21 protein-coding genes are annotated in these 26,713 nt (G+C 46.4%); 19 read left to right on the forward strand and 2 right to left on the reverse strand.

Features of this window, described 5'->3' with window-relative positions:
- Positions 1-52: 52 nt before the first annotated feature.
- The 5 genes from clpP to yihA all read left to right on the forward strand — a co-directional run bounded on the left by clpP (position 53) and on the right by yihA (position 6,896).
- On the forward strand, positions 53-643 hold the full coding sequence (gene clpP / locus H525_RS0102295; protein WP_027414853.1) for an ATP-dependent Clp endopeptidase proteolytic subunit ClpP: 591 nt from the start codon (positions 53-55) through the stop codon (positions 641-643).
- 11 nt (positions 644-654) lie between these two features.
- Positions 655-1,926, forward strand: a complete 1,272-nt coding sequence (gene clpX / locus H525_RS0102300; RefSeq protein WP_027414854.1) for an ATP-dependent protease ATP-binding subunit ClpX — start codon at positions 655-657, stop codon at positions 1,924-1,926.
- Between the two features lie 201 nt (positions 1,927-2,127).
- Positions 2,128-3,822, forward strand: a complete 1,695-nt coding sequence (lonB, locus tag H525_RS0102305) for an ATP-dependent protease LonB (protein ID WP_027414855.1) — start codon at positions 2,128-2,130, stop codon at positions 3,820-3,822.
- 120 nt (positions 3,823-3,942) lie between these two features.
- Positions 3,943-6,273 carry an endopeptidase La gene (lon, locus tag H525_RS0102310; RefSeq protein WP_027414856.1) on the forward strand — a complete coding sequence of 777 codons (2,331 nt, stop codon included), beginning with the start codon at positions 3,943-3,945 and terminating at the stop codon, positions 6,271-6,273.
- Positions 6,270-6,896, forward strand: a complete 627-nt coding sequence (yihA, locus tag H525_RS22495; protein ID WP_051330740.1) for a ribosome biogenesis GTP-binding protein YihA/YsxC — start codon at positions 6,270-6,272, stop codon at positions 6,894-6,896. Before lon ends, yihA begins: the two co-directional genes overlap by 4 nt.
- A 355-nt stretch (positions 6,897-7,251) precedes the next feature.
- Here the strand turns inward: yihA and H525_RS0102325 are convergent, their stop codons facing one another.
- On the reverse strand, positions 7,252-8,181 hold the full coding sequence (locus H525_RS0102325; protein ID WP_027414858.1) for a DMT family transporter: 930 nt from the start codon (positions 8,179-8,181) through the stop codon (positions 7,252-7,254).
- A 298-nt stretch (positions 8,182-8,479) separates the two neighbouring features.
- Here H525_RS0102325 and H525_RS0102330 point away from each other — a divergent pair, with 298 nt between their 5' ends.
- The 12 genes from H525_RS0102330 to H525_RS0102385 all read left to right on the forward strand — a co-directional run bounded on the left by H525_RS0102330 (position 8,480) and on the right by H525_RS0102385 (position 24,198).
- Entirely contained in the window at positions 8,480-10,102 is a 1,623-nt protein-coding gene (locus tag H525_RS0102330; RefSeq protein ID WP_027414859.1) for a methyl-accepting chemotaxis protein, read from the forward strand.
- A 52-nt stretch (positions 10,103-10,154) separates the two neighbouring features.
- Positions 10,155-11,681 carry a Ppx/GppA phosphatase family protein gene (locus H525_RS22500; RefSeq protein ID WP_051330741.1) on the forward strand — a complete coding sequence of 509 codons (1,527 nt, stop codon included), beginning with the start codon at positions 10,155-10,157 and terminating at the stop codon, positions 11,679-11,681.
- A gap of 25 nt (positions 11,682-11,706) precedes the next feature.
- On the forward strand, positions 11,707-13,884 hold the full coding sequence (locus H525_RS22505) for an RNA degradosome polyphosphate kinase (protein WP_051330742.1): 2,178 nt from the start codon (positions 11,707-11,709) through the stop codon (positions 13,882-13,884).
- A 215-nt stretch (positions 13,885-14,099) separates the two neighbouring features.
- A complete protein-coding gene (hemA, locus tag H525_RS0102345; protein WP_027414860.1) occupies positions 14,100-15,458 on the forward strand; it encodes a glutamyl-tRNA reductase in 1,359 nt (452 codons plus the stop codon).
- Positions 15,459-15,476: 18 nt separating this feature from the next.
- Positions 15,477-16,298 (forward strand): cytochrome C assembly family protein, encoded by an 822-nt coding sequence (locus H525_RS0102350; RefSeq protein ID WP_027414861.1) that lies wholly within the window; start codon positions 15,477-15,479, stop codon positions 16,296-16,298.
- Between the two features lie 47 nt (positions 16,299-16,345).
- Complete coding sequence (hemC, locus tag H525_RS0102355) at positions 16,346-17,272, forward strand: hydroxymethylbilane synthase (protein ID WP_027414862.1); 927 nt, start codon at positions 16,346-16,348, stop codon at positions 17,270-17,272.
- Entirely contained in the window at positions 17,269-18,069 is an 801-nt protein-coding gene (locus tag H525_RS0102360; RefSeq protein WP_027414863.1) for a uroporphyrinogen-III synthase, read from the forward strand. The genes hemC and H525_RS0102360 overlap by 4 nt, the downstream gene beginning before the upstream one ends.
- Before the next feature lie 13 nt (positions 18,070-18,082).
- The gene (gene hemB, locus H525_RS0102365; RefSeq protein ID WP_027414864.1) at positions 18,083-19,063 is read left to right on the forward strand and encodes a porphobilinogen synthase; all 981 of its coding nucleotides are present in this window, start codon (positions 18,083-18,085) and stop codon (positions 19,061-19,063) included.
- 24 nt (positions 19,064-19,087) lie between these two features.
- Positions 19,088-20,377, forward strand: coding sequence for a glutamate-1-semialdehyde 2,1-aminomutase (gene hemL / locus H525_RS0102370; RefSeq protein ID WP_027414865.1), 1,290 nt, complete (start codon positions 19,088-19,090; stop codon positions 20,375-20,377).
- A 237-nt stretch (positions 20,378-20,614) separates the two neighbouring features.
- Positions 20,615-22,234: a LysM peptidoglycan-binding domain-containing protein gene (locus H525_RS0102375; RefSeq protein WP_027414866.1), complete on the forward strand. Its 1,620-nt coding sequence runs from the start codon at positions 20,615-20,617 to the stop codon at positions 22,232-22,234.
- Between the two features lies 1 nt (position 22,235).
- Positions 22,236-23,240 (forward strand): hypothetical protein, encoded by a 1,005-nt coding sequence (locus H525_RS27755; RefSeq protein WP_027414867.1) that lies wholly within the window; start codon positions 22,236-22,238, stop codon positions 23,238-23,240.
- Positions 23,209-24,198, forward strand: a complete 990-nt coding sequence (locus H525_RS0102385) for a phosphotransferase (RefSeq protein ID WP_027414868.1) — start codon at positions 23,209-23,211, stop codon at positions 24,196-24,198. The genes H525_RS27755 and H525_RS0102385 overlap by 32 nt, the downstream gene beginning before the upstream one ends.
- 22 nt (positions 24,199-24,220) lie before the next feature.
- On the opposite strand, the gene H525_RS0102390 is transcribed toward H525_RS0102385, so the two are convergent.
- Positions 24,221-24,400, reverse strand: coding sequence for a hypothetical protein (locus tag H525_RS0102390; RefSeq protein ID WP_035099693.1), 180 nt, complete (start codon positions 24,398-24,400; stop codon positions 24,221-24,223).
- A 367-nt stretch (positions 24,401-24,767) separates the two neighbouring features.
- Between H525_RS0102390 and H525_RS0102400 the strand changes: the two genes are divergently transcribed.
- The gene (locus H525_RS0102400; protein ID WP_027414870.1) at positions 24,768-26,147 is read left to right on the forward strand and encodes a cbb3-type cytochrome c oxidase subunit I; all 1,380 of its coding nucleotides are present in this window, start codon (positions 24,768-24,770) and stop codon (positions 26,145-26,147) included.
- A 40-nt stretch (positions 26,148-26,187) separates the two neighbouring features.
- Positions 26,188-26,697: a cbb3-type cytochrome c oxidase subunit II gene (locus H525_RS22510; RefSeq protein ID WP_051330743.1), complete on the forward strand. Its 510-nt coding sequence runs from the start codon at positions 26,188-26,190 to the stop codon at positions 26,695-26,697.
- Positions 26,698-26,713 lie beyond the last annotated feature (16 nt).

The raw sequence follows: 26,713 nt of genomic DNA on the forward strand, positions 1-26,713 counted from the left end.
AAGGACGATTCGTGCCTTGTTTTTCAAACGTGTTGTGAAAGGAGGAGTATGAATGACTGTCATACCTTATGTTGTAGAGACGACAAGTCGGGGAGAACGCGCTTATGATATTTATTCCCGTTTATTGAAGGATCGCATTATCATGCTTGGTTCGGAAATCGATGATCATGTGGCAAATGCGGTCGTAGCTCAACTTCTTTTTCTAGCAGCAGAGGATCCAGATAAGGACATAAACTTATACATAAACTCTCCCGGAGGTTCAGTAACGGCCGGGTTGGCGATTTATGACACTATGCAGTTTATTAAACCGGACGTTTCAACCATCTGTATTGGCATGGCTGCAAGTATGGGCTCCTTCCTGTTGATGGCGGGAGCGAAAGGCAAGCGGTATGCTCTTCCACACAGTGAAGTGATGATTCATCAGCCCCTAGGCGGGGTAAGAGGGCAAGCAGCGGATATTAAAATTCACGCTGAATGGATTATTAAGACAAAGGAGAAATTGAACCGAATTTATTCCGAGCGTACAGGGCAGCCTATGGAACGGATTGAACGCGATACGGATCGTGACAATTTTATGGGTGCCCTTGAAGCGAAAGAATACGGATTAATTGACGCCGTCATTACTCGTAATGATGAAAAGTAAGGGGTGAATTCATGTTTAAGTTCAATGATGAAAAAGGTCAGTTGAAATGTTCTTTCTGTGGAAAATCTCAGGACCAGGTACGCAAGCTCGTGGCCGGACCGGGTGTATATATTTGTGATGAATGTATTGAGCTTTGTACCGAAATCGTGGAAGAGGAGCTCGGAACTGAAGAAGAGATTGATTTAAAAGAGATTCCGAAGCCAAGTGAAATCCGCAATTTCCTTGATGATTATGTCATCGGCCAGGATGCGGCGAAGAAATCACTTTCTGTTGCCGTTTACAACCATTATAAGCGAATTAATACCGGTGCAAAAATCGATGACGTTGAGCTTGCAAAGAGCAACATTCTTATGCTCGGTCCTACCGGCAGCGGGAAAACCCTGCTTGCTCAAACGTTAGCCCGTATTTTAAACGTGCCGTTTGCGATCGCCGATGCTACGTCCCTCACAGAAGCAGGATATGTAGGGGAAGACGTGGAAAACATTCTTCTTAAACTGATCCAGGCGGCCGATTATGATGTGGAAAAGGCCGAACGTGGAATTATTTACATCGACGAAATTGACAAAGTGGCGCGGAAATCGGAGAACCCTTCTATCACGCGGGATGTTTCCGGTGAAGGGGTTCAGCAGGCTTTGCTTAAAATTCTCGAAGGCACAGTAGCCAGTGTACCTCCGCAGGGCGGACGCAAACACCCGCATCAGGAGTTTATACAAATCGACACATCCAACATTCTCTTCATTGTCGGAGGAGCGTTTGACGGGATTGAATCTATTATTAAGCGCCGGATAGGCAAGAAGGTAATTGGTTTCGGTTCCGATATGGATGCAACAACCCGTGACCTGAAAGCCGGGGAATATTTGCAAAAGGTGCTGCCGGAAGATTTGCTTAAATTCGGTTTGATTCCTGAATTTGTCGGCCGGCTCCCTGTCATTACCACACTCGAACCTCTCGATGAAGAAGCGCTCGTACGAATTCTGACAGAGCCAAAGAATGCGCTGGTAAAACAGTACCAGAAACTGCTTGAAATGGATAATGCCGAACTTGTGTTTGCGGAAGGCGCATTAAAGGAAATCGCCAAAGAAGCGATTAAACGCAACACCGGTGCCCGTGGACTTCGCTCGATCATTGAAGGGATTATGCTCGACATCATGTTCGAACTTCCGTCACGTGACGATATCGTAAGATGTGTAATTACGGATGAAACCGTAAAAAGAAAATCGGATCCTGAATTATACACGGAACAGGGCAAACTAATTGATGTAAGTAAACCGGAAAGTGCATAAGACACTTTGCTAAGAGAGGTTGTTATTACAGCCTCTCTTTTGTTGCGTTTCAACTTAGCAAGAAAAATGGAGGAAGAAAACCGCGCGTTTTTCTTGCTCTGTTTTTCTTAGTTTAGTTCCCGGCTTCAAAGGCAATAATACTCCTAGAAAAGAGACATAGAGGTGCCCGCTTCGCATTTCTCTATTTTTAGGAGGGTACATATGAATTGGACATTTATCTTAACGTTGATTCAGGTGTTTTTTGCGGTGGTCATTGGATTATACTTCTGGAATCTACTTAAGAATCAACGATCCAGCCGAACGACGGTGGACCGTGAATCGCGAAAAGAAATGGAGCAATTAAAAAAGCTTCGTTCCGTTTCACTTACTGAGCCTCTCTCTGAAAAAACGCGCCCGTCATCTCTTGCCGATCTCGTTGGACAGGAAGATGGCATCCGTGCCCTCCGCGCTGCGCTGTGTGGTCCCAATCCTCAGCACGTGATTATATATGGGCCGCCGGGAGTAGGGAAAACGGCGGCGGCGCGAGTTATTTTAGAAGAAGCGAAAAAGAATCCCACTTCCCCATTTAAACAGGATGCATTATTTACCGAATTGGATGCAACGACTGCCCGCTTTGATGAACGGGGAATTGCCGACCCATTAATAGGCTCGGTTCATGATCCTATTTATCAAGGGGCCGGTGCGATGGGACAGGCCGGAATTCCCCAGCCTAAACCCGGAGCTGTGACAAAAGCACACGGGGGACTGCTGTTTATTGACGAAATCGGTGAATTACATCCGATTCAGTTGAATAAGCTGCTTAAAGTATTGGAAGATCGAAAAGTATTTTTGGAGAGCGCGTATTATAACGAGGAAAACCCGCAGATCCCTAAACATATTCACGATATTTTTCAAAATGGGCTGCCTGCTGATTTCCGTTTGGTTGGTGCGACTACACGGACGCCGGATGAGCTGCCGCCGGCCCTTCGCTCCCGCTGTCTGGAAATATTTTTTCGGTCCCTTACACCGGATGAAATTGCTTCGATAATAAAGAACGCTGTTGAAAAAATGAATATGTCTGCCGCAGAAGGGGCGATTGAATTTTTAACCAGGTACGCCGCCAATGGGCGGGAAGCGGTGAATATGGTTCAGATTGCAGCGGGGCTGGCAATTACAGAAGACCGCAATACGATAACGAAGTCGGATGTCGAATGGGTTGTGAACAGCAGTCAGAAGTCTCCTCGTCCGGATAAAAAAGTATCGGGTGAATCGTTTGTAGGTCTTGTTAATGGCCTAGCCGTATACGGCCCGAATTTGGGTGCGCTGCTGGAGATTGAAGTAACAGCAGCGAGAGCGGTGCAACCGGGAACCGGGCAGGTGATGATAAGCGGCGTTGTAGAGGAAGAAGAAATGGGGGGACGCGGCCGGACGCTTCGCCGCAAATCGATGGCCCGTAGTTCGTTGGATAATGTTTTGACTGTTCTGCGGATGAAAGGTGTTCCGACGGCTGATTACGAAATCCACATTAACTTTCCCGGCGGTGCGCCAGTCGACGGACCGTCAGCCGGAATCGCTATCGCTACGGCTATTTTTTCAGCCATTATGGAGGAGCCGATCGATAACTATGTGGCGATGACCGGGGAGATTGGTTTATATGGGAACGTCAAGCCGATCGGCGGTGTCGTGGCCAAAGTGGAAGCAGCCAGACGTGCCGGCGTGAAAAAAGTCCTTATCCCGAAGGACAACTGGCAGGAAATTTTTCAAGGGATGGAAGGGATCGAGGTCATCGCGGTGGAGAAATTAGACGAAGTGCTGGAGCAAGCGATCATTACCAAGCCTGAAATAGTCCCGCTGGAACAAACTCTTCGCAAGGCCACTGAAATCCTGAATCCTTCTCCGTCCTCCATTCAAGCATAAAGGCATATTTGACGGATTTCGGGATTAGACAAGAAGGACTGGTTACGTTAAAATGAAATGCAGAAAAACCTTGTACTGGTAACATTTCATCATGGCTACAGGGGACTGGAGGTAGAACAGATGGGAACAACTGAAAAAGAGAGACAAATCCCTCTTCTTCCATTGCGAGGATTGCTCGTTTTCCCGAGCATGGTCTTGCATCTTGATGTCGGCCGGCAAAAGTCGGTCAAGGCGTTGGAAAAAGCAATGGTGGATGATAACCTCATTCTTCTGTCTACACAGGAAGAAGTGCACATTGAGGAACCAGATAAAGAACAGATTTTTAACGTAGGTACCGTGGCCAAAGTGAAGCAGATGTTGAAGCTGCCCAATGGGACGATTCGTGTGCTGGTGGAAGGAATTTGTCGGGCAAGAATCGAGCAATATTTACAGGAAGAGGAATACTTCGAAGTACAGATTTCCTTTCTAGATGATAAGGAAGACTCCGGCACTGAGATTGAAGCGCTGATGCGAACCGTGCTGGCTAATTTTGAACAGTATATAAACCTGTCAAAAAAAATTGTACCGGAGACGCTTGCCTCCGTATCTGATATAACGGAACCCGGAAGACTTGCGGACATTATTACCTCTCACCTCCCGCTCAAGATACGAGATAAACAGGAGATTTTGGAGACGATTCCCGTTCGGGAACGTCTGGAAAAGCTGCTTGCAATTTTGAATAACGAGCGAGAGGTGCTCGATCTGGAACGAAAAATCGGACAGCGTGTAAAAAAGCAGATGGAGAAAACGCAGAAGGAGTATTATCTGCGTGAACAGATGAAAGCGATCCAGAAGGAGCTTGGGGATAAAGAGGGCCGCGTCGGAGAAGTAGAAGAGTTGCGCAAGAAACTCGATGAGTCGGGAGCACCCAGGAATATCGTTGACAAAGTGGAACGGGAAATTGAACGACTTGAGAAAATGCCGACAACGAGTGCGGAAGGCAGTGTCATCCGTACGTATATTGATTGGCTGCTTGGACTGCCGTGGACGAAGCGAACCGAGGACAATCTTGATATCAGAAATGCGGAACGCGTGTTGGATGAAGACCATTACGGGCTTGAAAAAGCCAAAGAACGCGTGCTTGAATATCTGGCCGTACAGAAACTCGTTAACAAGTCAAAGGGCCCCATCCTTTGCCTTGTTGGACCCCCGGGAGTTGGAAAAACGTCACTCGCTCGTTCTGTTGCGCGTGCGTTAAACCGGAAATTCGTCCGCATTTCACTGGGTGGAGTCAGGGATGAAGCTGAAATCCGCGGACATCGCCGCACCTATGTGGGTGCGATGCCGGGCCGGATCATCCAGGGAATGAAGACGGCCGGCACGTTAAACCCTGTGTTCCTGTTGGACGAAATCGATAAGATGTCCAACGATTTTAGGGGGGACCCGGGAGCAGCCTTACTCGAAGTGCTGGATCCGAACCAAAATGACACTTTTAGCGATCACTATATTGAAGAACCGTATGATTTATCATCCGTTATGTTTATTACAACAGCCAACGCGGTTCATACGATTCCCCGGCCACTGTTAGACCGGATGGAAATGCTGTATATTCCCGGCTATACAGAAATTGAAAAACTTAAAATTTGCCAGGGATACCTGCTGCCTAAACAATTGGAAGAGCATGGTCTCGATAAAGATAAGCTTCGCGTGCAGGAAAAGGCGCTTATGAAAGTGATCCGCCAGTATACCCGGGAAGCGGGCGTGCGCAACCTGAACCGGATGATGGAGACCATTTGCCGGAAAGCAGCCCGGATGATTGTGTCCGGTGAGAAGAAAAAAGTCGTTGTTACCCCGAATACCGTCGAAGATATGCTCGGTGGGCCTAAGTTTCGCTACGGCGTGGCTGAAACGGAAGATCAGGTTGGCGCGGTGACAGGCCTTGCGTGGACGGAAGCGGGAGGAGATACACTCAATATTGAAGTATCCGTTCTTCCTGGTAAAGGGAAACTTACGCTAACGGGTCAGCTCGGCGATGTGATGAAGGAATCTGCCCAGGCTGCGTTTAGTTATATTCGCTCCCTCGCGAAAGAGTTCAATATCGATCCGGAATTTTATGAAAAAAACGATATCCATATTCATGTTCCGGAAGGGGCCATCCCGAAGGATGGGCCGTCCGCGGGGATTACGATGGCCACCGCACTTGTCTCCGCTCTAAGCGGCATCCCTGTTTCCCGGGAAGTTGGCATGACGGGAGAAATTACCCTGCGGGGCCGGGTGCTGCCGATCGGCGGCTTGAAGGAAAAGGCTCTAGCCGCTCACCGGGCCGGATTAAAGACAATTATTATTCCACGCGACAATGAAAAAGATATTGATGATATTCCGGAAAGTGTTCGGGAAGACCTGACATTTATCCCGGTTGAGCACCTTGATCAAGTATTGAAGGTGGCCTTGGTAAAGGCGGTATCCCGATGAAGGTTAATCAAGCCGAATTTGTGATTAGCGCCGTTTCACCCAGGCAGTATCCGCCGGGCGACCTTCCGGAAATTGCCCTGGCCGGACGGTCGAACGTAGGTAAATCATCATTTATCAACAAAATGATAAACCGTAAAAATCTGGCCCGCACATCCTCTAAACCTGGTAAAACCCAGACTCTGAACTATTATTTAATTAATAATGAAATGTTTTTTGTCGACTTGCCTGGTTACGGCTACGCCAAAGTTTCAAAAACGGAGAAAGAAAAATGGGGCCAGATGATGGAAGAGTACCTGAAAACCCGGGAGCAGCTCAAGGCGGTGATTCAGGTTGTTGATATTCGTCACCTTCCTACCAAAGATGACCAGGCGATGTACCAATTTTTAAAACACTACCGGATTCCCGTCATTGTGATCGCGACAAAAGCGGACAAGGTTTCGAAAGGCAGATGGCCCAAACACCTGAAAGATGTACGGACAACCCTGCAGATGGAGAAAGAAGACTCGCTTTTGATCTTTTCTTCCGAAACCGGCGCAGGGAAAGACGAAGCCTGGAAAGAAATCTGGAACAAGATAAAGCATGGAAAGGAAAATGGTGGAAACGACGAGGGAAGTCCCAAATAATTAAATCCCAAAAAATAGCCCGTAATCACGATAAAAGTGGTACGGGCTCATTATTTTTGATGCGATTTTTACTGCTAAAGTGGGTCTTGGAATTTCTATAAGAGGCTTTTGGGTCAGCCCCCTTTTTTCTTTTACCACGCATGAATGCAGCCGAGTGTAAAACTTAAGTTGGGATGCGCAAACCGTCCGTGCTCCTCTTCCGCTTGGAGGCGGACCGAAACATCCGGGTATCTCAATGATGGAGACAGTCGGGCCTAAAAGCACCTCCAAGCTCCAGAGAAGCACTGGGTAGCGGAAAAAAAGCAAAAAAATAGAAACCGACCATTCCATTCACCGCCCTCTGAGTTTGTTTCTGCTAACAATTCGTCGAAGTTTTTGCCTTGTCCCTCATCCTCTGTACCAGCTGATCAATAGGCAGCTCCGCTAAAATCATACCGATAAAAATAAACAGACACCCAACGAGTGAACGGCCGGTTAATACGTCGCTGGAGAAGAAGTAGGAGGTAACGGCGGCGAAAACGGGTTCCATTGAGAAGATAAGGGCGACCCGTGTTGGAGTCGTAAACTTTTGGCACTTTGTCTGGGCCAGAAAAGCAAGTGCTGTTGCGGGTATCGCTGTGATGAGAAGGGCCCAATACACGGTGGGGTTCATCATCACGGCCGGTCTCAGAGCCGCATGCCAGTCTTCAAACACCAGGGAACCAAGGCCGCTAAGGATCGATACCGTGAGAATCTGCAGCAATGCGAGCGCCAACGATGGAAAATGAGGGGCGTAACGCCCGGTGTAAATAATTTGTAAAGCGAAAGAAATCGCACAAAGAAAAACAAAGATATCTCCCTTATTAACCGCCATCGTATTGCTCATGGTAAGAAAGTATAATCCAATGGTTGCAATCAGAATGCCTAAAATGGCGGAAAGTTTTGGATGCTGCCTGAGGATGAAAAAAGCAAAAACCGGAACCATGACAACAGAGAGACCGGTGATAAATCCGGCCTTAGATGAAGTTGTATAAAGCAAGCCAACTGTTTGAAACGCATACCCTAAAAACAGCAGGGTCCCAAGTATGAATCCTGCAACCATTAATTTTCCATTAATTTGGCGAATCTGCTGCCGATAAAACATAATAAGAAAAACAAATAAAAAAACGGACGCAATAAAAAAACGAATGCTGTTAAATGTCAGTGGGGGGAGGGTATTAATTGCATTCTGCACCACAACGAAAGTCGTTCCCCACACGAGAGTAACAAACAGCAAAATAGCATCAGCTACAAGCGTTTTTTTCATAAAGATGTTCACCCGACCCTTTCTCAGCGTGCAGGAAAGTGTAACTTTCTTACACGCATACGTGTAACTAAAGCTAACGCCTACGCCTTTTGCTTGGCGCTAATCAAATTGTCTTTACACACATACATGCAGCCAAGCCTGGTACTCCCGTTTGTATGTGGCAGAGAGATATTACAATTATAAGGGAAAAAAAGATAAGGTGGAAAAGAAATAATATTCCGAAATATAATAAGGAAAAGCAGGTTCGACTGAATCGAATGGCGAATAATTCAATATGCCTAATAAAGGGGGAACGTGTATGAATCGCATGCTTCAAAGCCGGAGTGCGAGAACAGGACTTGCTAAAGTCCAGCGAACAGCAAAAAGAATAGAACCGCTTCTAAGAGAAATGGAATCCATCGATTCATGCAGAGAGCAGATAAGGGCGATCCTGGATGAGGATCTTGCGAACGACGAATATTTCGTACTCGTTGACAGGAACGGACACGGTCTTGTTCATACGAATCGGCTTCGTGAAGGAAATATTTTTGACGATGAAGTAGGTAGAAAGTCGGCGAATACGGATCAACCTCTGCTGCAAGTGTATCCGCGCAATACGGGTGAATTGTTAATCGACGCATCCTGTCCGGTTTTAAAATACGCAAATGGTAAGCGCTTTAATTTGCGGATGGGACGCATTATGCACCGCCCGTTTTTGACTCCGGCGATTTATGGATTGGGGACTGTTCCAACGCTGGCAACCGCCTTTACATTTATCGCGATGGGCGACATGAAGGAATCTATGCTATTTGCCTCCATTATCTCACTTGTTGTAGGAATCAGCGGATCTTTTATTTTGTATAACCAGATCGCAAGCCGTTTACGTGATTGGTACAAGGTAACCCGAAGTATTTCAGCGGGAGACCTGCGTGTCACAACGCGAAGCCATGGGCGGAATCAATTTACCCAGATGGGGTATGAGTTAAATAAAGTTATTATTGGAACGAGGAACATTGTACAGGAATTGGCTGTCTCCGCTGAGGTGACAAAAGATATAAGTGAAGCCCAGGCGGGAGAAGCGGCACAGATCGTTCGGACTTTCGAAGAAATGTCGGAAATGATGAACACGTTTCGCACAGGGACGGAATCCCAGCTCGCTTCCTTAGAAGAAGCGCACGCGATGACAGAGCAAATGATGACCGAAGTACATAAGATGACCGATAATATAAGTCAGGCTCTGTCTTTATCAAACAGTGCTTTTGAGAGCGCCAACATAGGAACTGCAGCTATAGGCGATTCAGAATTTCATATGAAAAACATTGAATCTCTCGTAACGGAAGCGGTTCAGAGAATTTCGGCCGTATCGCATTTTACAAATGAAATGATGCAGAAAATTTCCATGATTACGGGGATTGCGCGGCAAACGAATATGCTTGCGCTGAATGCTTCCATTGAAGCCGCGCGTGCCGGAGAACACGGACGCGGATTCGCAATTGTAGCGGGTCAGGTACGCAATCTGTCCGAAAGCACGTCACAGTTTGCAGACGATATTTTGATGACGCTGGAAAAAACGCGGGAGGAAGCAACGGAAGCCGTACAAAAAGCGGAAGAAAGTGTAAGGGCGATTACAAAAGGAATGGAAGTCGTGAAAGTAGCGGGAGAATCGATCCGTACGATGCATGAAGTAGTTGAAAAAACGAAAGATCAAGTATCGGAAAATGTAACGTTCTCAAGCCGCATCATGGAGAATGGAGCGGAGATGGAACATATTATTGGAAGTCTGACCGCCATTGTGGAGGAATTTACCGAGTCAATGGCCAAGGGGGCAGCCTCTATGGAACAGCAGGTAGGTGGAGTTCAGGATCTTGCCCGGGCAGCCGAAAAATTATCTGAGCAATCACAAATTCTTCATACAGTTGTTAAAAGATTTACAATAAGTTAACATATAATCGTTAAAATAAGTAAGAAGTACAAAATGCGTAAGGCTGGTAATTATGGATAAATATGAGGCTATCATTGACATGGGGTCGAATTCTGTTCGTCTTGTCATTTACTGTAAATCGGATAAAGGCGTTATGTATGAAGTGGACCATGTAAAAAATACGATTCGTTTAAGTGCTTACTTAGATAAAAGCAGCAATATTTCAGATGAAGGCATGGAAAAAACCATCAGTACGTTATTGAAATTTCGCCGTCTGTGTGAGGTGCGTGGTGTTACAAAAGTAATAGGCGTAGCTACTGCTGCCGTACGCAAAGCAGGTAATAAAGAATTTTTCCTGAAAGAAGTTAGCGAGCGTACCGGATTTCATTTTCGCTTGTTAACAGGAGAAGAAGAAGCCTATTATGGTTATCTTGCTGTAGTTAATTCGATACGGGTAAACGATTGTTTGACAATTGATGTCGGGGGTGGAAGCACAGAGGTAGTAAAAATTTGCAATCGAAACCTTGTGAAAAGCCACAGCTTTCCCTTTGGGGCTGTTACGCTGACTCAACAATTTTTTCATCACGAAGTGCCTACTCCGGAAGAAATTCAGTCACTGGAGAACTATTTGCGCAGCATGTTTGCAACACAACCATGGATAAAAAAAGAGAATATTCCGCTTGTAGGCATGGGGGGAACGGCGAGAAATCTCGGTAAAATTCACCAGAAAATCTCCCGCTACCCTCTGCCGAGCCTTCATCAATATGAAATGAAAACATGGCAGATCGATTCTGTCTATGACTATGTGCGTCCACTAACCATCGCACAGCTTAAAAACGTAGAGGGACTTTCAAAGGAGCGGGCGGATATAATTGTGGCCGGGATCGCCATTATAAAAGTCTTGCTTGAGCATGCCGAATGTGACTCGCTCATGATAAGCAACAGAGGTCTGCGGGATGGTGTTTGGATGGAAAATGACCTTTCGCCAGCGGCTAAACCATTACTGAATGACGTTGTCGAACATGGTGTTCAGATGTTTATCAATCGCTACAATGTCAACCCGGTGCATGCTGCTCATGTAGACCAGTTAACAGGATGGATGTTTGACCAGTTGAAACAGGAGAAAGTGCATAACTACGGCAACCGTGAAAAAATGCTGCTTCGAGTGGCGTCACGGCTGCGTGATATTGGACAGGCAATCAATCTCCGGGAATCGAACCAGCATACCTTTTATTTAATGATACATGTCCTTCTGCCGGGATTATCACACCGGGAGAGGCTTCTGGCGGCACTGCTTGCTTCCTATAAAGGAACCAAGAAAATGCGCCAGCTTGCCGCGCCTTATGATTCGCTGTTAACGGAAGCTGATTTTCAAATGATTGAACAGCTTAGTCTCCTTATTTTAATGGCAAAAGCGCTGGATCGGACAGCTACACAGCAAGTTTCCATCATCCGGTATACCCGCAGCCAGGAGGAAATCACTCTGAGGTGTTTTAGCAACGGCAATCAAGTGCTTGAAATGGATGCCATTGAAGAATATAAGAAAAAGTTTAAAAAACAATTTGGTCACCCATTGCAAATTGAATGGAAGGCTTTATAGATCCCGTTAAACGGAGAGGATAAGCATGGAAAACATAAATACTTCAGCAAATATCGAGCATTCGGTTGAACAGGATAAAATAGATTTCGATTGTACGGATTATTATATCAACCGTGAATTAAGCTGGCTGGCTTTTAACCGGCGTGTTCTGGAAGAAGCCATGGATCCGGATAATCCCATTCTGGAGCGGTTGAAGTTCCTTTCTATCACTAGTTCGAATTTGGATGAATTTTTTATGGTTCGGGTGGCCTCGATTAAGGACCAGGAAAAACATGGGGATTACGCTCCGGAAAATAAAGCGGGCATGACCCCCCGACAGCAGTTAGAAGCGATCTCGGATGAAGCGCATCAGCTCGTTGCTTCCCAATATGAAATCCTTCATAATTCTATCATTCCGTTGCTTTTCGAACAGGGGATTTCGTTTCTTAAACCGAAACAGTTGACAGCGGAGCAAGAGAAATTTGTCCACGCTTATTTTTACGACCGGATTTATCCGGTATTAACGCCAATGGCTGTGGATGCCAGCCGTCCGTTTCCGCTGCTATTAAATAAGAGCGTTAATTTAGCGGTGATGCTCGAGACCGAAAAAGACGGCAAGAGTAAATTGTTGTTCGGGGTGGTCCAGGTTCCTTCCGTTCTTCCTCGCTTTATTAAGCTGCCATGCCAGGAAGATAAGTCGCAGTTTATCCTATTGGAAGATATCATCTGCCATTATGTGGACTTTCTTTTCAAAGGGAATCGGATTCTGTCCGTTCAACCATTCCGGATTACACGGAATGCGGACATGACACTGGACGAGGAAGGCGCCGAAGATTTACTGAAAGAGATTCAAAAAGAGTTGAAAAAACGCAAATGGGGCTCCGCTGTCCGCCTTGAAATAACCAGGGAGATGGATGAATACGTAAAAGGGATTCTTCAGGAGTCGTTAGAGATTGAATCAAGCGATATCTATCAAGTCGACGGGCCGCTTGACCTGACATTCGCCATGAAATTTTATTCTTTACCGGGGTATAACCATTTGCGCTATCAGGAACTCCCGCCTCAGCCGCCTGCTGATTTTATAGGGGAAAACAACATCTTTGAAGCAATTGCCACCAAAGATATTCTTGTACACCATCCGTATGAGTCATTCGATCCGGTCGTCCATTTTGTGAAGCAGGCTGCCGAGGATCCGAACGTACTTGCCATTAAACAAACCCTGTACCGCGTAAGCGGGGATTCACCGATCGTGAATTCACTGGCAAAAGCGGCGGAGAACGGCAAGCAGGTTACCGTGCTTGTCGAACTTAAGGCGCGCTTTGATGAAGAAAACAATATTGTCTGGGCTAAAAAGTTGGAGAAGGCGGGCTGCCACGTTATATACGGGTTGGTTGGTTTGAAAACGCATTGCAAAATTACGCTTGTGGTCCGGCAGGAAGGACAGAAACTTGTCCGTTATGTGCATTTGGGTACAGGAAATTACAATGATTCCACAGCCCGCCTCTATACCGACCTTGGAATGTTTACCTGTAATGAGATGTTTGGTATTGATGCTTCCTATATTTTCAATCATTTGTCCGGCTACTCAAAAACGCCGAAGTGGAAAAAAATCGAGGCGGCTCCAACAGGGCTGCGAAATAAATTTCTCCAGCTGATTGAACATGAAATCGCGAACAGTACGCCGGAAAATCCGGGACAGATTATCATAAAGATGAATTCAATTACCGACAAGAAACTAATTAAAGCTTTGTATAAGGCCTCAGCGGCCGGTGTCCAGATCGATATGATTGTGCGGGGGATTTGTTGTCTGCGGCCGGGAATTCCGGGAGTAAGTGAGAACATCCGGGTGCGCAGCATCGTTGACCGTTTCCTGGAACACAGCCGTATTTTCTATTTCCGCAACGGCGGGCAGCCGCAAATCTTTCTCTCCAGCGCAGATTGGATGACAAGAAATATGGAACGCCGGGTCGAAATTCTTTTTCCGGTTGAAGCCAATCATTTAAAAAAACGGGTGAGAGAAATTCTGCGCATTTATTTAAGCGACAATGTTAAAGCGAGACAGCTCAACCCGGACGGCACGTATACCCGCGTTGAAAAAAAAGAAGGCGAAAAAACTGTTCACAGCCAAACTTATTTCCATGCACTGGCCGTTAAACACACAAAGAAAATCCGTCAAACACCTTATATGAAGCAGCTTAAACCGAAAACGCACGCCGAGGAATAACGCCATACTATACATTTCCTAACATCCTCCAATTGTTTGGCGGATGCTTTTTTTTGCTATAATAAAAAAGACAAGACTTCATAAACCGTTCACAATTTATTTTAATTATCGACAAAATGAGTGGTATAATAAATTTTGTGAAAAGAAGTGCATAGCACTTTAGAACGGGTCGTAACATAGAAAGAAGAAATTTATGTAAGGATGGGGTGTCACCTATGCACATTCTTTCAATCGGATTGAATTACCGCACGGCCCCAGTGGAAATCCGTGAACGATTTGCATTTTTAGAAGAAGATAAGCGTGCGGCTTTGCTTACGTTAAACGGTACAAAAAGCGTGTTGGAGGCCGTCATTCTTGGCACGTGCAACCGGACGGAAGTATATGCGGTTGTTGACCAGCTCCACACGGGCCGACATTTTATTAAAGCCTTTCTCGCGCAGTGGTTTAATGTTCCGCGCGAGGAATTCATAGACCATATTTATATAAAAGAGAACGATGATGCTGTTCGCCATTTGTTTCGGGTCGCCTGCGGCCTTGATTCAATGGTGCTGGGTGAAACACAGATTCTTGGTCAGATTAAGGATGCGTTCCAGTTAGCGCAGACGGTTGGAACGACCGGGACCGTTTTTAATACGTTGTTTAAGCAGGCGATTACGGTTGCGAAACGGGCTCATTCTGAAACCGAAATCAACAAGAATGCTGTTTCTACCAGCTATGCTGCCATCGAACTGGGCAAGCAGGTGTTCGGATACTTTAACGATAAAATCGTTCTGGTGCTCGGCGCCGGGAAAATGAGCGAGCTGACAGCCAAACATTTGCACGCGAATGGGGCGGCCCACGTTATTGTGGCTAACCGTACATATGAGCGCGCAGCAGCGCTCGCGGAAAAGTTTCACGGTACGGCGTATACAATGGAACAGCTCAATGACGGCCTTATTCAGGCTGATATCGTGATTAGCTCAACCGGTGCGGAAGGATACGTGGTAACCAAGCAGGGTATTGCATCCATTATGCGCAAACGACGCAATCGCCCGCTTTTTATGATCGATATTGCGGTGCCTCGGGATCTTGACCCGGCTATCAATGAACTGGAAGGCGTCTATTTATATGATATTGATGATTTAGAGGGGATTGTGGAAGCCAATTTAAAAGAACGCGCGCAGGAAGCGGAGAAAATTGGTATAATGATTGGGGAAGAACTTGTTGCCTTCAAGAGCTGGCTGAATACACTAGGGGTAGCTCCCCTTATTACAGCACTTCGGGAAAAACTGCTGACTCATCAGCAGGAGGCGATGCGCAATATCGAGAATAAATGTCCGGATTTAACGGAAAAAGAAATACGAATGATTAATAAGCAGACGCGAAGCTTGATTAACCAGGTGATGCATGATCCGATTGTTCGGCTTAAAGAACTGTCAGGACAGCCGGACTCCGAACAAGCGCTGAACATGTTTATTAAGCTATTTGCTCTTGAGGATAGAATAGAGAATGAGCCGGAGCAGGGAGAAGAAGATTATATTTCTGTACGGCATCGCCGGGTTCTTATTGGACAGGAGCTTCCTGTTCGCTCCTAAGGAGAGGAGTCATGCCGTTTGTTTCGTGAGAATTTAATATATGATGCCATTGTTTATCTTTATGCAAGTAGTGTACTCCTCTATTTTGCGGATTTCCTTAATCGTAGCCGGAAGGTGAATCGAATCGCCTTCTGGCTGCTTGCTATTGTTTGGGCGCTGCAAAGCGTCTTTTTTGTCATGAGCATGGTGGAAAAAGATTATTTTCCTGTCCTTACTCTGTTTGAAACCCTGTTTTTTTATTCATGGATTCTCGTTACCCTTTCGTTAATTATTAACTACTTTTTCAGGGTGGATTTGCTCGTATTATTTACAAATGTGATTGGTTTTTCTGTTCTGGCGATTAACTTTTTTGCCAACCAGAGCGCTTCCCCTCTTGTGTCAGAGCGTCTGACCTCTGATTTATTGTTTATTCATATAAGCATTGCGCTGTTGAGCTATGGGGCTTTTTCCCTTTCCTTTATCTTTTCGCTGATGTATCTGGTGGAAGATCGAATGCTCAAGCAGAAAATATGGAATAAGTGGATGCGTCGCCTTCCCGGTCTTGCTCTGCTTGATTTATATTCGTACCGATTAAATATGGCGGGGGTTCCCCTCCTTCTTATGGCGATTATTCTAGGGGCCATATGGGCGCATCTGAAAGTATCGGCAAATTTCTGGATTGACCCAAAAGTATTAATGTCGATTAGCCTTTTGCTCGTTTATTCCTTCTATTTATACCAGAGGGTTACCTGCGGCTGGCAGGGCAGAAAACTGGCACTTTGGAATGCCGGATCCTTTCTGCTTGTGCTTCTTAACTACGTGATCTCCGGATCGGTTTCTTCTTTTCATCAATGGTTGTAAACGGGCTGTATCCGTTTAGACAATAATTCAAAAAGGAACGGTATATCATGCGAAAAATTATCGTCGGTTCAAGACAAAGTGCTCTGGCGCTTACGCAGACAAACTGGGTCATTGAGCAATTAAAAAGCTATGGATTACCCTATACGTTTGAAATTAAAAAAATCGTGACCAAAGGCGATCAAATTCTGGATGTCACCCTTTCTAAAGTGGGTGGAAAAGGGTTGTTTGTTAAAGAAATTGAGCAGGCGATGCTTGATGGTGATATCGATTTGGCCGTTCACAGCATGAAGGATATGCCGGCCCGGCTGCCTGACGGGCTTGTGATTGGATGTGTGCCGAAGCGGGTGGATGTGCGGGACGTTCTCATCAGCCTTGACGGTAAGAAGCTCGATGAACTGCCGCAAGGCTCCGTCATTGGAACCAGCAGCTTACGGCGTGCCGCGCAGATTAAAGCAAGGCGCCCTGACCTGACGATTAAATCGATCCGTGGAAATATTGATACCCGAATCCGCAAGCTCAAGGAAGAGGGTTTTTCCGCGATTATCCTTGCCGCTGCAGGTCTGGAACGTATGGAATGGAAAGGTGAGGTCACGGAATATCTCCCGGTGGAGGTAAGTTTGCCTGCCGTCGGACAGGGGGCGCTTGGTATCGAATGCCGGGCGGATGACCGGGAAGTGCTTGATCTGCTTACCCGTTTACATGATCAGGATACGGCGTTTGCCATTCGCGCGGAGCGTGCTTTTTTAACTGCGCTCGAAGGTGGCTGCCAGGTTCCTCTTGCCGCCCATGCAAATGTACAGGGCAGTGAGGTGGCCTTAACCGGTCTGGTAGCGGAACCGGATGGACAGGTTATTCTAAAAGAAAAGCTTTCCGGCAGCAATCCTGAGGAAGTTGGCCGGGAGCTGGCAGGCCAATTAAAACAGCAGGGGGCTGACGGGATTTTGCGCAGGGTTAAAGAGGAAAACGCGCAATGACACAGCACAGGGGTCCGCTCTCCGGTAAACGGATTGTTATTACGCGGGCACGCAGCCAGTCGGGCGAGTTTGCCAAACAAATCGAACAATTGGGGGGCGAGCCGATTATTTTTCCGGTAATAAAAACCGCTCTCCCGGCAGATTTATCCGAACTTGATCACTGTTTGCGCACGGTTGATTCCTATGATTGGCTCGTATTTACCAGCGTTAACGGTGTGAAGTTTTTCTTTCAGCGTGCCCAATCCGTACATATAGAGCTGGCTAAAAAAATAACGCACGTTCGTGTGGCGGCGGTGGGAACAAAAACAGCGGCTGCGCTCTCCAGACACGGGGTAGAAGTTGAGCGCACAGCAGGAACGTTTACCGCAGAAGGATTGCTGGAAACACTAAAAACACACGTAAAACCGGGTGAAAAGGTTCTTTTGCCGCGGGCCAATATCGCACGTGATTTTCTGCCTGATGAATTGAGGAAGCTGGGTTTGCGCGTGACAGATGTGGCAGCTTATGATACGGTAGCAGCAGTTGAGAATATTCAACAAATCAGTGATTTGTTGAAAGATAAGAAAATTGATATCATTACATTTGCCAGTTCGTCTGCCGTCCGCTTTTTTCTCACGGCTCTGCCTGAAGAGAGGCGGCGAAAGTGGCTGGACAGGGTCTGCATTTGTGTAATTGGCCCGATAACCGCCGATACAGCTGCGGAACTCGGACTGCATGTCGATGTAATGGCTGAAGAACATACGATTCATGGTTTAGTTGAAGCTATCTTACAACATGTACAGTTAAATACCCTATGAGGAGGAGTCAAATATGTCGGCTAATTTTCAACGGCATCGCCGTCTTCGTACGACAGCAGCGATGCGCAATCTCATTCGTGAAACATCTCTGAGTGCCAACGACTTTATCTATCCGCTTTTCGCAGTAGAGGGAGAAAACATTAAACATGAAATCGACTCAATGCCCGGTGTTTATCATTACTCACTGGACCGGCTGGAGGAAGAAATCGAAGAAATCGTAAATCTTGGCATTCAGTCGATTATTTTATTCGGCGTACCGAACCATAAGGATGAATGCGGTTCAGCCGCCTTCGATGAAGAAGGAATTGTGCAGCGTGCCACGCGTAAAGTCAAGCAGTGGGCACCCCAGCTTGTGACGATGGCAGACACATGCCTTTGCCAGTTTACCGATCATGGGCACTGTGGAATGATTCATGGTGACTATGTCGATAACGATTCCAGTCTGGAAGTGCTTGTAAAAACAGCGGTGTCCCAGGCGAGAGCGGGTGCTGATGTCATCGCTCCTTCCAACATGATGGACGGATTCGTTGCCGCGATTCGTGAAGGACTGGATGAAGCGGGCTTCATTAACGTTCCCATCATGTCCTATGCCGTTAAATATGCCTCACAGTTCTACGGTCCTTTCCGGGATGCGGCCCATTCAACCCCGCAATTTGGCGACCGCAAAACGTACCAGATGGATCCGGCCAACCGCCGCGAAGCGCTGCGTGAAGCCGCCTCAGACGTTGAAGAAGGGGCGGACATTCTGATGGTAAAACCGGCCATGGCATTTATGGATATTATCCGGGAAGTGAGGGATAATTTTGATCTGCCTGTTGCCTCCTACAATGTGAGTGGAGAGTATTCGATGATTAAGGCAGCGGCACAGCGCGGCTGGATCGATGAAAAGGCCATTACACTTGAGTTGCTTACCGGGTTAAAACGCGCGGGTTCCGATATGATCCTGACCTACCATGCCAAAGATGCTGCACGCTGGTTGCAGGAATTAGAATAGGACAAACTCAAGGAGGCTGGCAGCATGGGTAAAAAATTTGATAAATCCATAGAAAATTTTGCAGAAGCCAAAAAATACATGCCGGGCGGGGTTAACAGCCCCGTTCGCGCCTTTAAATCCGTCGGGATGAACCCGATTTATATGGAACGGGGAGTCGGATCAAAAATATATGATATCGACGGTAACGAGTACATAGACTATGTTGGCTCGTGGGGGCCGCTCATTCTCGGGCACTGCCATCCGGCTGTGCAGCAGGCATTAAAAGAGGTAATGGAAAAGGGGACCAGCTTTGGGGCTCCTACAACAATAGAAACGGATATGGCAAAGCTCGTTTGTGATATTGTGCCGTCTGTTGAAGTGGTGCGCATGGTCAATTCGGGCACGGAAGCGACAATGAGCGCCCTGCGCCTGGCACGCGGGTATACGAAGCGCGATAAAATTATGAAATTCGAGGGAAGTTACCATGGTCATGGAGACAGCTTATTAATTAAAGCGGGCTCCGGCGTGGCTACCCTTGGACTCCCGGACAGCCCGGGTGTTCCGGAATCGATCGCTTCCCACACCATTACCGTTCCGTATAATGACCTGGACAGTGTCAAGGTCGCCTTCGAACATTTTGGCAATGAGCTGGCGGCTGTTATTGTTGAGCCTGTTGCCGGGAATATGGGAGTGGTTCCGCCGCAGCCGGGTTTCCTGGAAGGACTGCGGGAAATAACGAGCCAGTATGGAACTGTGCTTATTTTTGATGAAGTGATGACCGGATTCCGTGTAGATTATCATTGTGCCCAGGGGCGGTTTGGCATTACGCCGGACCTTACGACACTGGGTAAAGTCATTGGTGGCGGCCTGCCTGTCGGGGCGTATGGGGGAAAAGAGGAGATTATGCGCCAGATTGCTCCTGACGGCCCGGTATACCAGGCGGGAACCCTGTCAGGAAACCCGCTGGCGATGACGGCTGGATATGCCACCCTGCTTGAGCTTGGAAAGCCCGGCGTTTATCAAGAGCTGGAACGCAAGGCATCCCGCATGGCAGAAGGCATCACCGCCAACGCACACGAAGTGGGGATTCCGATTCATATCAACCTCGTCGGCTCTATGGTCGGTCTTTTCTTCACCGACGAAGCGGTGGTCAATTATGAAACGGCCAAAACTTCCGATCTTGAGCGCTTCAGCAAATACTTCCGCCTCATGATCGAAGCGGGAATCTCCATTCCACCTTCACAATTTGAGGGCATGTTTATTTCCCTTGCCCACACCGATGAAGATATCGAGCGAACCATTCAAGCAAACTATGAAGCATTGAAGCAGCTGTAGTGCTTCATAGTCTGCTTGAATAGACTGTATCAGTGCAAGCCTTTGGCTGGTTTTTAGCCAAAGGTTTTTCTTATTTGTAGCACGGCCAGTTAAGGCTTCCATGCAAGGGAAAATCCGCAAAAATACAACGAATTTTGATGTATTCCACGAACTTTTTCTTTACGGCTGGCATATCTATCAATCCCATTCTATATATTTAATAAAGAAAGCCATTAGCGAAGGGAGGACATTAGCATCATGCATGAAGGCGAAGTAAATAAGCTTTCGTTTCCTATCCAGGATGCCTTTTTTGTATCACCCGATGAAAAAGAAATCGCGGAAATTGATGAGATAGAGTTAACTCCTATGATTCAAATTCAGGAAAAGGGCGAAGAGATAACGATTTCCGGATACCTCCAGCTTTCCGGAAAGTACGTGGCAAAACCCGACCCTCATCCGAATCCTTTCCTGAATAGGGATCCGGATGAAGTCACAGGATATGTAGATTCGGTGAAATTCAATCCGTTTCAACTGGAGCCGATTGATTTTTCGTTAGAACAGGAACTGGTTTCATTTGCACGGAAAATCCCTGTCCATATTGAGATTCCACGAAATAAAATAGAAGATTTGCAGAAGATTTATGCTTCTATTGATTCTTTCGATTATGAGTTTCATTCTTCCCGAAAACTTTTTATATCGGCTGACTTGATTTTAAATGGGATTCATTACAGGAATACACTTCCGAGGGAAGAGCAAACGCAAACGTCTTCTTTTCCTATTTCCTATGAATATATTGCTTCACGGAACAAAGAGCCGGAAGAAGGGGATGAAGTGGCTAATGAGTTCTCTTTCCAGGCAGAAAGTGACGAAGAGAGCCAGCAGGCAGCTATATATGATATAGAGAGAAATATGGAAGACGAAGAACAGGAGGACACGGCAAATAATTATTCTCTTCCGGTAACGGAAATCGCAGAGGTGTCCAAAAAAGAAGAATTCCTCCCCAAGGTGGCAGAAGAAAGCGAGAAAATAGTGGAAACACGGAGAAAAGAGAGTGAACCGGCAGTTAAAGTTCATGTTATGCCGGACGGATGGAAAAAGAAAGCAATGGAAAAAAGTGAGGAAATAACAGAGGAAGCGGTAGAGGTAAAAGCGGAAGAGAGCGCAGAAGCAAAGGCGAGAGAAACGGTTGAAGTAGAAGTGAAGGAAAGCCTGGAAGTAAAGGCGGAAGTAAAAACAGAGAAAAAATCGGAGAAAATAGCTGACGATGCAGGTTCGGAAGAATATAAAAATGAAGCCGCCGAAGAAAGAACAGCAGAAGAAGCAGAAGAAACAGACGGTAGCGTGGCAGAAACAGCGGAAGATGCAGACCAGGAAGAAGCAACTCAGGAGGAAGCTGAACGGGCAGCTGAATTAGCAGAGCAAGTTCCCGATGAACCGAAGGAAGAAATTAAAGTTTCGATAACGAAAAAAGGGACGAAGTTGGATCCTGTCACGGTTGATCCTTCTTCGCTGTTCCGTTCCAAAGATTCGGCTGAACAAGTGGAAACTGCGGAAAGATTGCGGGCGGGTATGCTGGAGGTGGAAGCCGATGTCCAGAAGTCCCGAATCGCACAGGAAAAGCCGCAGGATGACAGGGATGAAAGCGAAGAAAAACCCAAAGCAAAAGAAAATGCACTGTATCTGACCAATTTTATGGGGAGTGAAGAAACCTTTACACGTCTCAAAATGTGTATCGCCCAGAAGGATGAGACACTTGAAATCATTGCGGAAAGGTATAGTATTTTAGCATCTGATCTCGCACAGGCGAATGGCCTGCATAGTAACGCCACCCTTTCTCAGGGCCAAGTCTTGTATATTCCTGTGCGCAAGAGCGGATAACGTGGAAGTACACGAGCATCTCTTTAGCGGCTATTTAAAGGCGTATGCTCTTGAGGTGGAGAAAATAGAGAACGTAGAAGACGGCTGGGTGGCGCTAACAGACCGGGGAGCGAAGCGAATTATTTACTGTCCCGATAAGGAACTTTTCCAATGGTCGCATACATGGCGTGAAAACCTCGTTCGACGCGGGTTCCGTTATGTGGAGCGCTACCTTGCTACGAAGGAAGATGAGCATTGGATTGAGGATCGGATAGGCATTTATGCTTTGTCGGATTATTGGCCGCCAATGACTCAATGGCCGGAAGATAGGGAAATCAGGTTGAAAGGATATGAATCGTTCGGTCAAATCCTTGCTTCTATTCATGCCGACAGCTGCCTGGTTGATTACAGGGGGAGATACAGGGCTGAAGGTACGATTGGACCAGAAAAATTTACAAATGCCTACCAATGGCTTCAAACGATTATGAAGGAAAAAAAGGAAGGAGTCCGCTGGATACACAATCTTCCGCACGTAACGGAACGGGTTCAAAAGGCGGAAGAACTCTATCTGGCGTCTAAAGCCCGGGGAGACACCCAACGGCTCTCTTTTGCTTTTGTTCAATGCTCGCAGCTTGTTTATTGGGAAGGGGAATGGTATGTAACCGGCCTGCATAATCCCGTGCTTGGCCCGCTGCATGAAGATACGGTGTCGCTGCTTGAGCAGATTTTTCAAGCCGAGAACGGCCAGGCAGACGCGCTCCATGCCTTTCTGGGTGGATATACATCCGTTCGTGAATGGCCTGAAGCCGAGTGGAAGTACGTATCTGCGCTCCTCTGCTACCCCGGGAGGTTGCTTCAGCAAATGTTAGCCATTTTAGGGGGATACCGTGCCGAGGAAGATGATTTCGTCCAGCGCCAGTTCAAGCTGCAGATGGAAAGGGAAAAAATTTTACATGAGATTGCCTTATGGAACGAACAGCGAGGGAGGTCTGTCAATGGAAAGACAGGCAAAACACCTTCTGTATGAATATGATTTGCGTCCGCTTGCTATTCAAACGAATGAGCCGGAAAAAGCATGGCTTATTAAAACAAAAAAAGCCAAATATTTGTTAAAAAAAACAGAAGAAAAACCTGCACAAATTGAATCTGTAGCCAATGCGTTGTATTTTTTAGAGAAGCAGGGAATGAAAAGCATCCTTCCTTTTTGTAAGACAAAGTATGGGGAATCATATATTCATGCACCGAAAGGGATGTTCACATTAATACCATGGGATCTTGATGGCGGGAACAGCCTTGTTCCGACGAATTGGGAACTGATCGTGCTTCAGGAAATGGCACGCATCCATGCGGTAAGTTCAGACATGGAAAAAAAGTGGACCGGATATGGGCCAGTTGCCCTTCGGCAGATAGGCGCACGCTGGAAAGAAGGAATCGTGCGCCTTAAAGCCTTTTCTTCCGATAAATCCGAGGGGCAGCTCACTCCGTTTCAGAGATGTGTGGCAGAAGATTTGCATCACGTGCTCAAGCCAGCGGTTCACGCGCTCCACAAATTAGAAGAACTGGAGCGCGGCATCGACGAGGATAAAGGGCTGCCGTTAAGCTTATGCCACGGGAATATTCACCGGAAGAATCTGTTATTCTCGGATAACCGCCTTTATTTCCTTAATTATGAGAAAGCTAATTATGATACGCCGGTGCGTGATTTGGCTCTGTTTTTTCGCAAGCACCTGTTTAATTACAGCTGGGATAACAGCAGGGGAAGCAGGTGGCTCGCCATATACAATAAACACCGGCCGTTATCTGAACAGGAAAAAAGGCTGCTCGGCTGCTGTTTGCTTTATCCGGAACGCATGATGTCTCTCATCGAACGATATACGCGCGATCGGCCGCCTGCTCAAAATGTGGAACAGGAATTTATTGAGCGATGGCAGAAAGACGTAAAAATGCTTACTAAAATTCAAAAGTTTGTGCGTCAGTTGGATTAGCCGCAGCCATTATTGGCTGCGGCTATATCCATTCCATCAACAGCGACGAATACGCGAAAACGAGTATGATTAAAATCAGCACATCAAACGCTGTCGGAAAGATAAGAGTTCTCGCCAGCTGAAATACGATAAAAGGGATAAGCAGCTGGGAAGCTCCTGAACGAACCTTTACATAGAGGGGATGAGTGCGCCAGTTTTTCATAAACAGCTTCATCCTTTCCTAATTACCTAGTACCAATCTATGCGCAGAAAAAAAATAGGTGATTATAAATATTTATACATATATACGTATTGTGTTATGGATAAGAAAACTACATTCACACAGTGCGAATGATAAGTATTTAGACCTGATTCCATTGTCACTAATTTGCCATGCTTTATAGGTTGACCGTAACAGAACGAGGATATATTCTAAAAATGTGATTACTTGTGGAGGCGTATTATTTTTGCCCATTTTATTTTTTTCTATATTTTGGATTGTATAAAAACAAAGATGGCAAAAATTTTCGGGGGGCTGAAACAAGTATTCGTTCTCACGCACTATTTTAAAAAAGGGGGAGGTTCACAACATGTTAAGTAATGCACCATTCAGTACCGCTAAGAACTTTTGGTACTCCGCTATGTTTTGGCTAATCGTTTCGATGTTGGCTGGTCTTGTTGTGGCAATTAAGCAAATTAACCCTGATTTCCTTTACTTTAAAGGACAAAACGGGCTGGATTTTGCTTTAACGTACGCCCACATTCGTGTTATACACACGAACGGAATCCTGCTTGCCTGGTTGTCCATGGCGATGGTTGGAGCCATGTTTTACATGATTCCGAAGTTAACACGCACGCCGCTGTGGAGTGAAAGACTGGGAAACCTTACATGCCTAATCTGGAACCTTGCAATCGCTGCTGCAGTCGTTGTCATCTGCATGGGTTATTCCACTGGCGTTGAGTATGCAGAGCTTCCGTTACCGCTCGATATTGGAGTCGTTCTTCTTTGCATTCTTATGTCTATCAATCTTTTTATGACTATCGCCAAACGCGAGGAAAAGCAATTATACGTTTCTATTTGGTATTTTGTCGGATCTTTAATTTGGCTGCCGCTCGTGTATATAGTGGGGAATGTTCCTTCTTCGCTCGTTGGCGGTACCATCCAATTAAACATGAACTGGTTTTATGGGCATAACGTTCTCGGATTGTGGTTTACTACTGTAGGTATCGGCCAAATCTATTATCTTCTGCCGAAGCTTACCGGAAAGCCGCTGTACAGTCATAAGCTGTCCCTTATCGGTTTTTGGACAATTGCAACGATTTATGTATGGAACGGACCCCACCATATTGTTAACGGCCCGATTCCTTTATGGCTGATGAAAGCAGGTATCGTCCCTTCTGTACTTTTAATTATTCCGGTTTGGACAGTGCTGGCAAACGTATTTGGAACGATGAAAGGCGTATGGAATAAAGTTTCAGATGATGTGAGCCTGAAATTCCTCGTAACGGCTTCCATCTTTTACTTAATGGCGTGTTTACAAGGGCCGTTCCAGGCATTAATGCAGGTTAGTGCGGTTGTCAAATTTACGCACTGGGTTGTAGGCCATGCGCACATGGCGCCTTTTGCAGCCTTCTCATTCGTATGCTTCGTAACGATCTACTATGCCGTGCCGCGTTTGACAGGGCGGAATATTTACAGCAAAAAATTAATGGATGCCCATTATTACTTCTCGGTTATCGGCTTCTTAATGTTTGCCTTTACCTTATGGATTGCCGGGGTAATTCAAGGGTTTGCATGGATGAAAGGCACTCCGTTTATCGAAACGGTTCGTACGGTGCACCAGCTGATTGTATGGCGCGCCATCGGCGGAAGCCTGATGATTATCGGCCAATTCTTCTTTGCCTTTAATATCTGGAAATCCGTAAAATCAGGAACAAAATTCGTTTCTGATGAAAGCGCAGCAGCTTAATTATTTCAACCCTGTACTATAACCCGGGGAGGGGAAAAACTTGGAAAGAAACGCTTTAGCTATATACCTTGCTGCGATCGTTTTGTTCATGATCGGTACGTTTGCCACAATTATTCTGCCGTTCTTTGATAAAGACATGACGACTCCGACAGCAAGTGCTGAACTTCGACATTATAAAGCGGATTCACCTGAAGCAAAAGGGCGTTTAGTTTACATAGCAAATGGTTGTAACACTTGCCATACCCAGGTCGTTCGGCCTGTTAAAGCAGACCTTGCGATGAATCTTGGCCCTGTAACGGTTCCTGGCGACTATGTGTATGACCATCCACACTTGGTAGGTTCTAACCGTACCGGTCCGGACCTTATGTGGGTAGGCGCCCGTACGAGTGCAGACTGGAACTACAAACACTTGAAAGACCCGCAGGCGCTCGTTCCTGACTCGATTATGCCTAAGTTTGATTATTTGAGTGAGCAGGATTTAAACAATCTCGTAGCCTACCTGATGAGCTTAAAACCGGCTCCTGCAGGTGCAACGGCTTCAGCGAAATAAGAAAGGAGGAGACAAT

Source organism: Aneurinibacillus terranovensis DSM 18919 (assembly GCF_000430625.1).
GTDB lineage: Bacteria > Bacillota > Bacilli > Aneurinibacillales > Aneurinibacillaceae > Aneurinibacillus_B > Aneurinibacillus_B terranovensis.

Excerpts from the sequence above, each read along its gene's own strand:
- clpP (WP_027414853.1), top strand. The coding sequence starts at position 53 with ATGACTGTCATACCTTATGTTGTAGAGACGACAAGTCGGGGAGAACGC.
- clpX (WP_027414854.1), top strand. The coding sequence starts at position 655 with ATGTTTAAGTTCAATGATGAAAAAGGTCAGTTGAAATGTTCTTTCTGT.
- lonB (WP_027414855.1), top strand. The coding sequence starts at position 2,128 with ATGAATTGGACATTTATCTTAACGTTGATTCAGGTGTTTTTTGCGGTG.
- lon (WP_027414856.1), top strand. The coding sequence starts at position 3,943 with ATGGGAACAACTGAAAAAGAGAGACAAATCCCTCTTCTTCCATTGCGA.
- yihA (WP_051330740.1), top strand. The coding sequence starts at position 6,270 with ATGAAGGTTAATCAAGCCGAATTTGTGATTAGCGCCGTTTCACCCAGG.
- H525_RS0102325 (WP_027414858.1), bottom strand. The coding sequence starts at position 8,181 with ATGAAAAAAACGCTTGTAGCTGATGCTATTTTGCTGTTTGTTACTCTC.
- H525_RS0102330 (WP_027414859.1), top strand. The coding sequence starts at position 8,480 with ATGAATCGCATGCTTCAAAGCCGGAGTGCGAGAACAGGACTTGCTAAA.
- H525_RS22500 (WP_051330741.1), top strand. The coding sequence starts at position 10,155 with ATGGATAAATATGAGGCTATCATTGACATGGGGTCGAATTCTGTTCGT.
- H525_RS22505 (WP_051330742.1), top strand. The coding sequence starts at position 11,707 with ATGGAAAACATAAATACTTCAGCAAATATCGAGCATTCGGTTGAACAG.
- hemA (WP_027414860.1), top strand. The coding sequence starts at position 14,100 with ATGCACATTCTTTCAATCGGATTGAATTACCGCACGGCCCCAGTGGAA.
- hemC (WP_027414862.1), top strand. The coding sequence starts at position 16,346 with ATGCGAAAAATTATCGTCGGTTCAAGACAAAGTGCTCTGGCGCTTACG.
- H525_RS0102360 (WP_027414863.1), top strand. The coding sequence starts at position 17,269 with ATGACACAGCACAGGGGTCCGCTCTCCGGTAAACGGATTGTTATTACG.
- hemB (WP_027414864.1), top strand. The coding sequence starts at position 18,083 with ATGTCGGCTAATTTTCAACGGCATCGCCGTCTTCGTACGACAGCAGCG.
- hemL (WP_027414865.1), top strand. The coding sequence starts at position 19,088 with ATGGGTAAAAAATTTGATAAATCCATAGAAAATTTTGCAGAAGCCAAA.
- H525_RS0102375 (WP_027414866.1), top strand. The coding sequence starts at position 20,615 with ATGCATGAAGGCGAAGTAAATAAGCTTTCGTTTCCTATCCAGGATGCC.
- H525_RS0102385 (WP_027414868.1), top strand. The coding sequence starts at position 23,209 with ATGGAAAGACAGGCAAAACACCTTCTGTATGAATATGATTTGCGTCCG.
- H525_RS0102390 (WP_035099693.1), bottom strand. The coding sequence starts at position 24,400 with ATGAAAAACTGGCGCACTCATCCCCTCTATGTAAAGGTTCGTTCAGGA.
- H525_RS0102400 (WP_027414870.1), top strand. The coding sequence starts at position 24,768 with ATGTTAAGTAATGCACCATTCAGTACCGCTAAGAACTTTTGGTACTCC.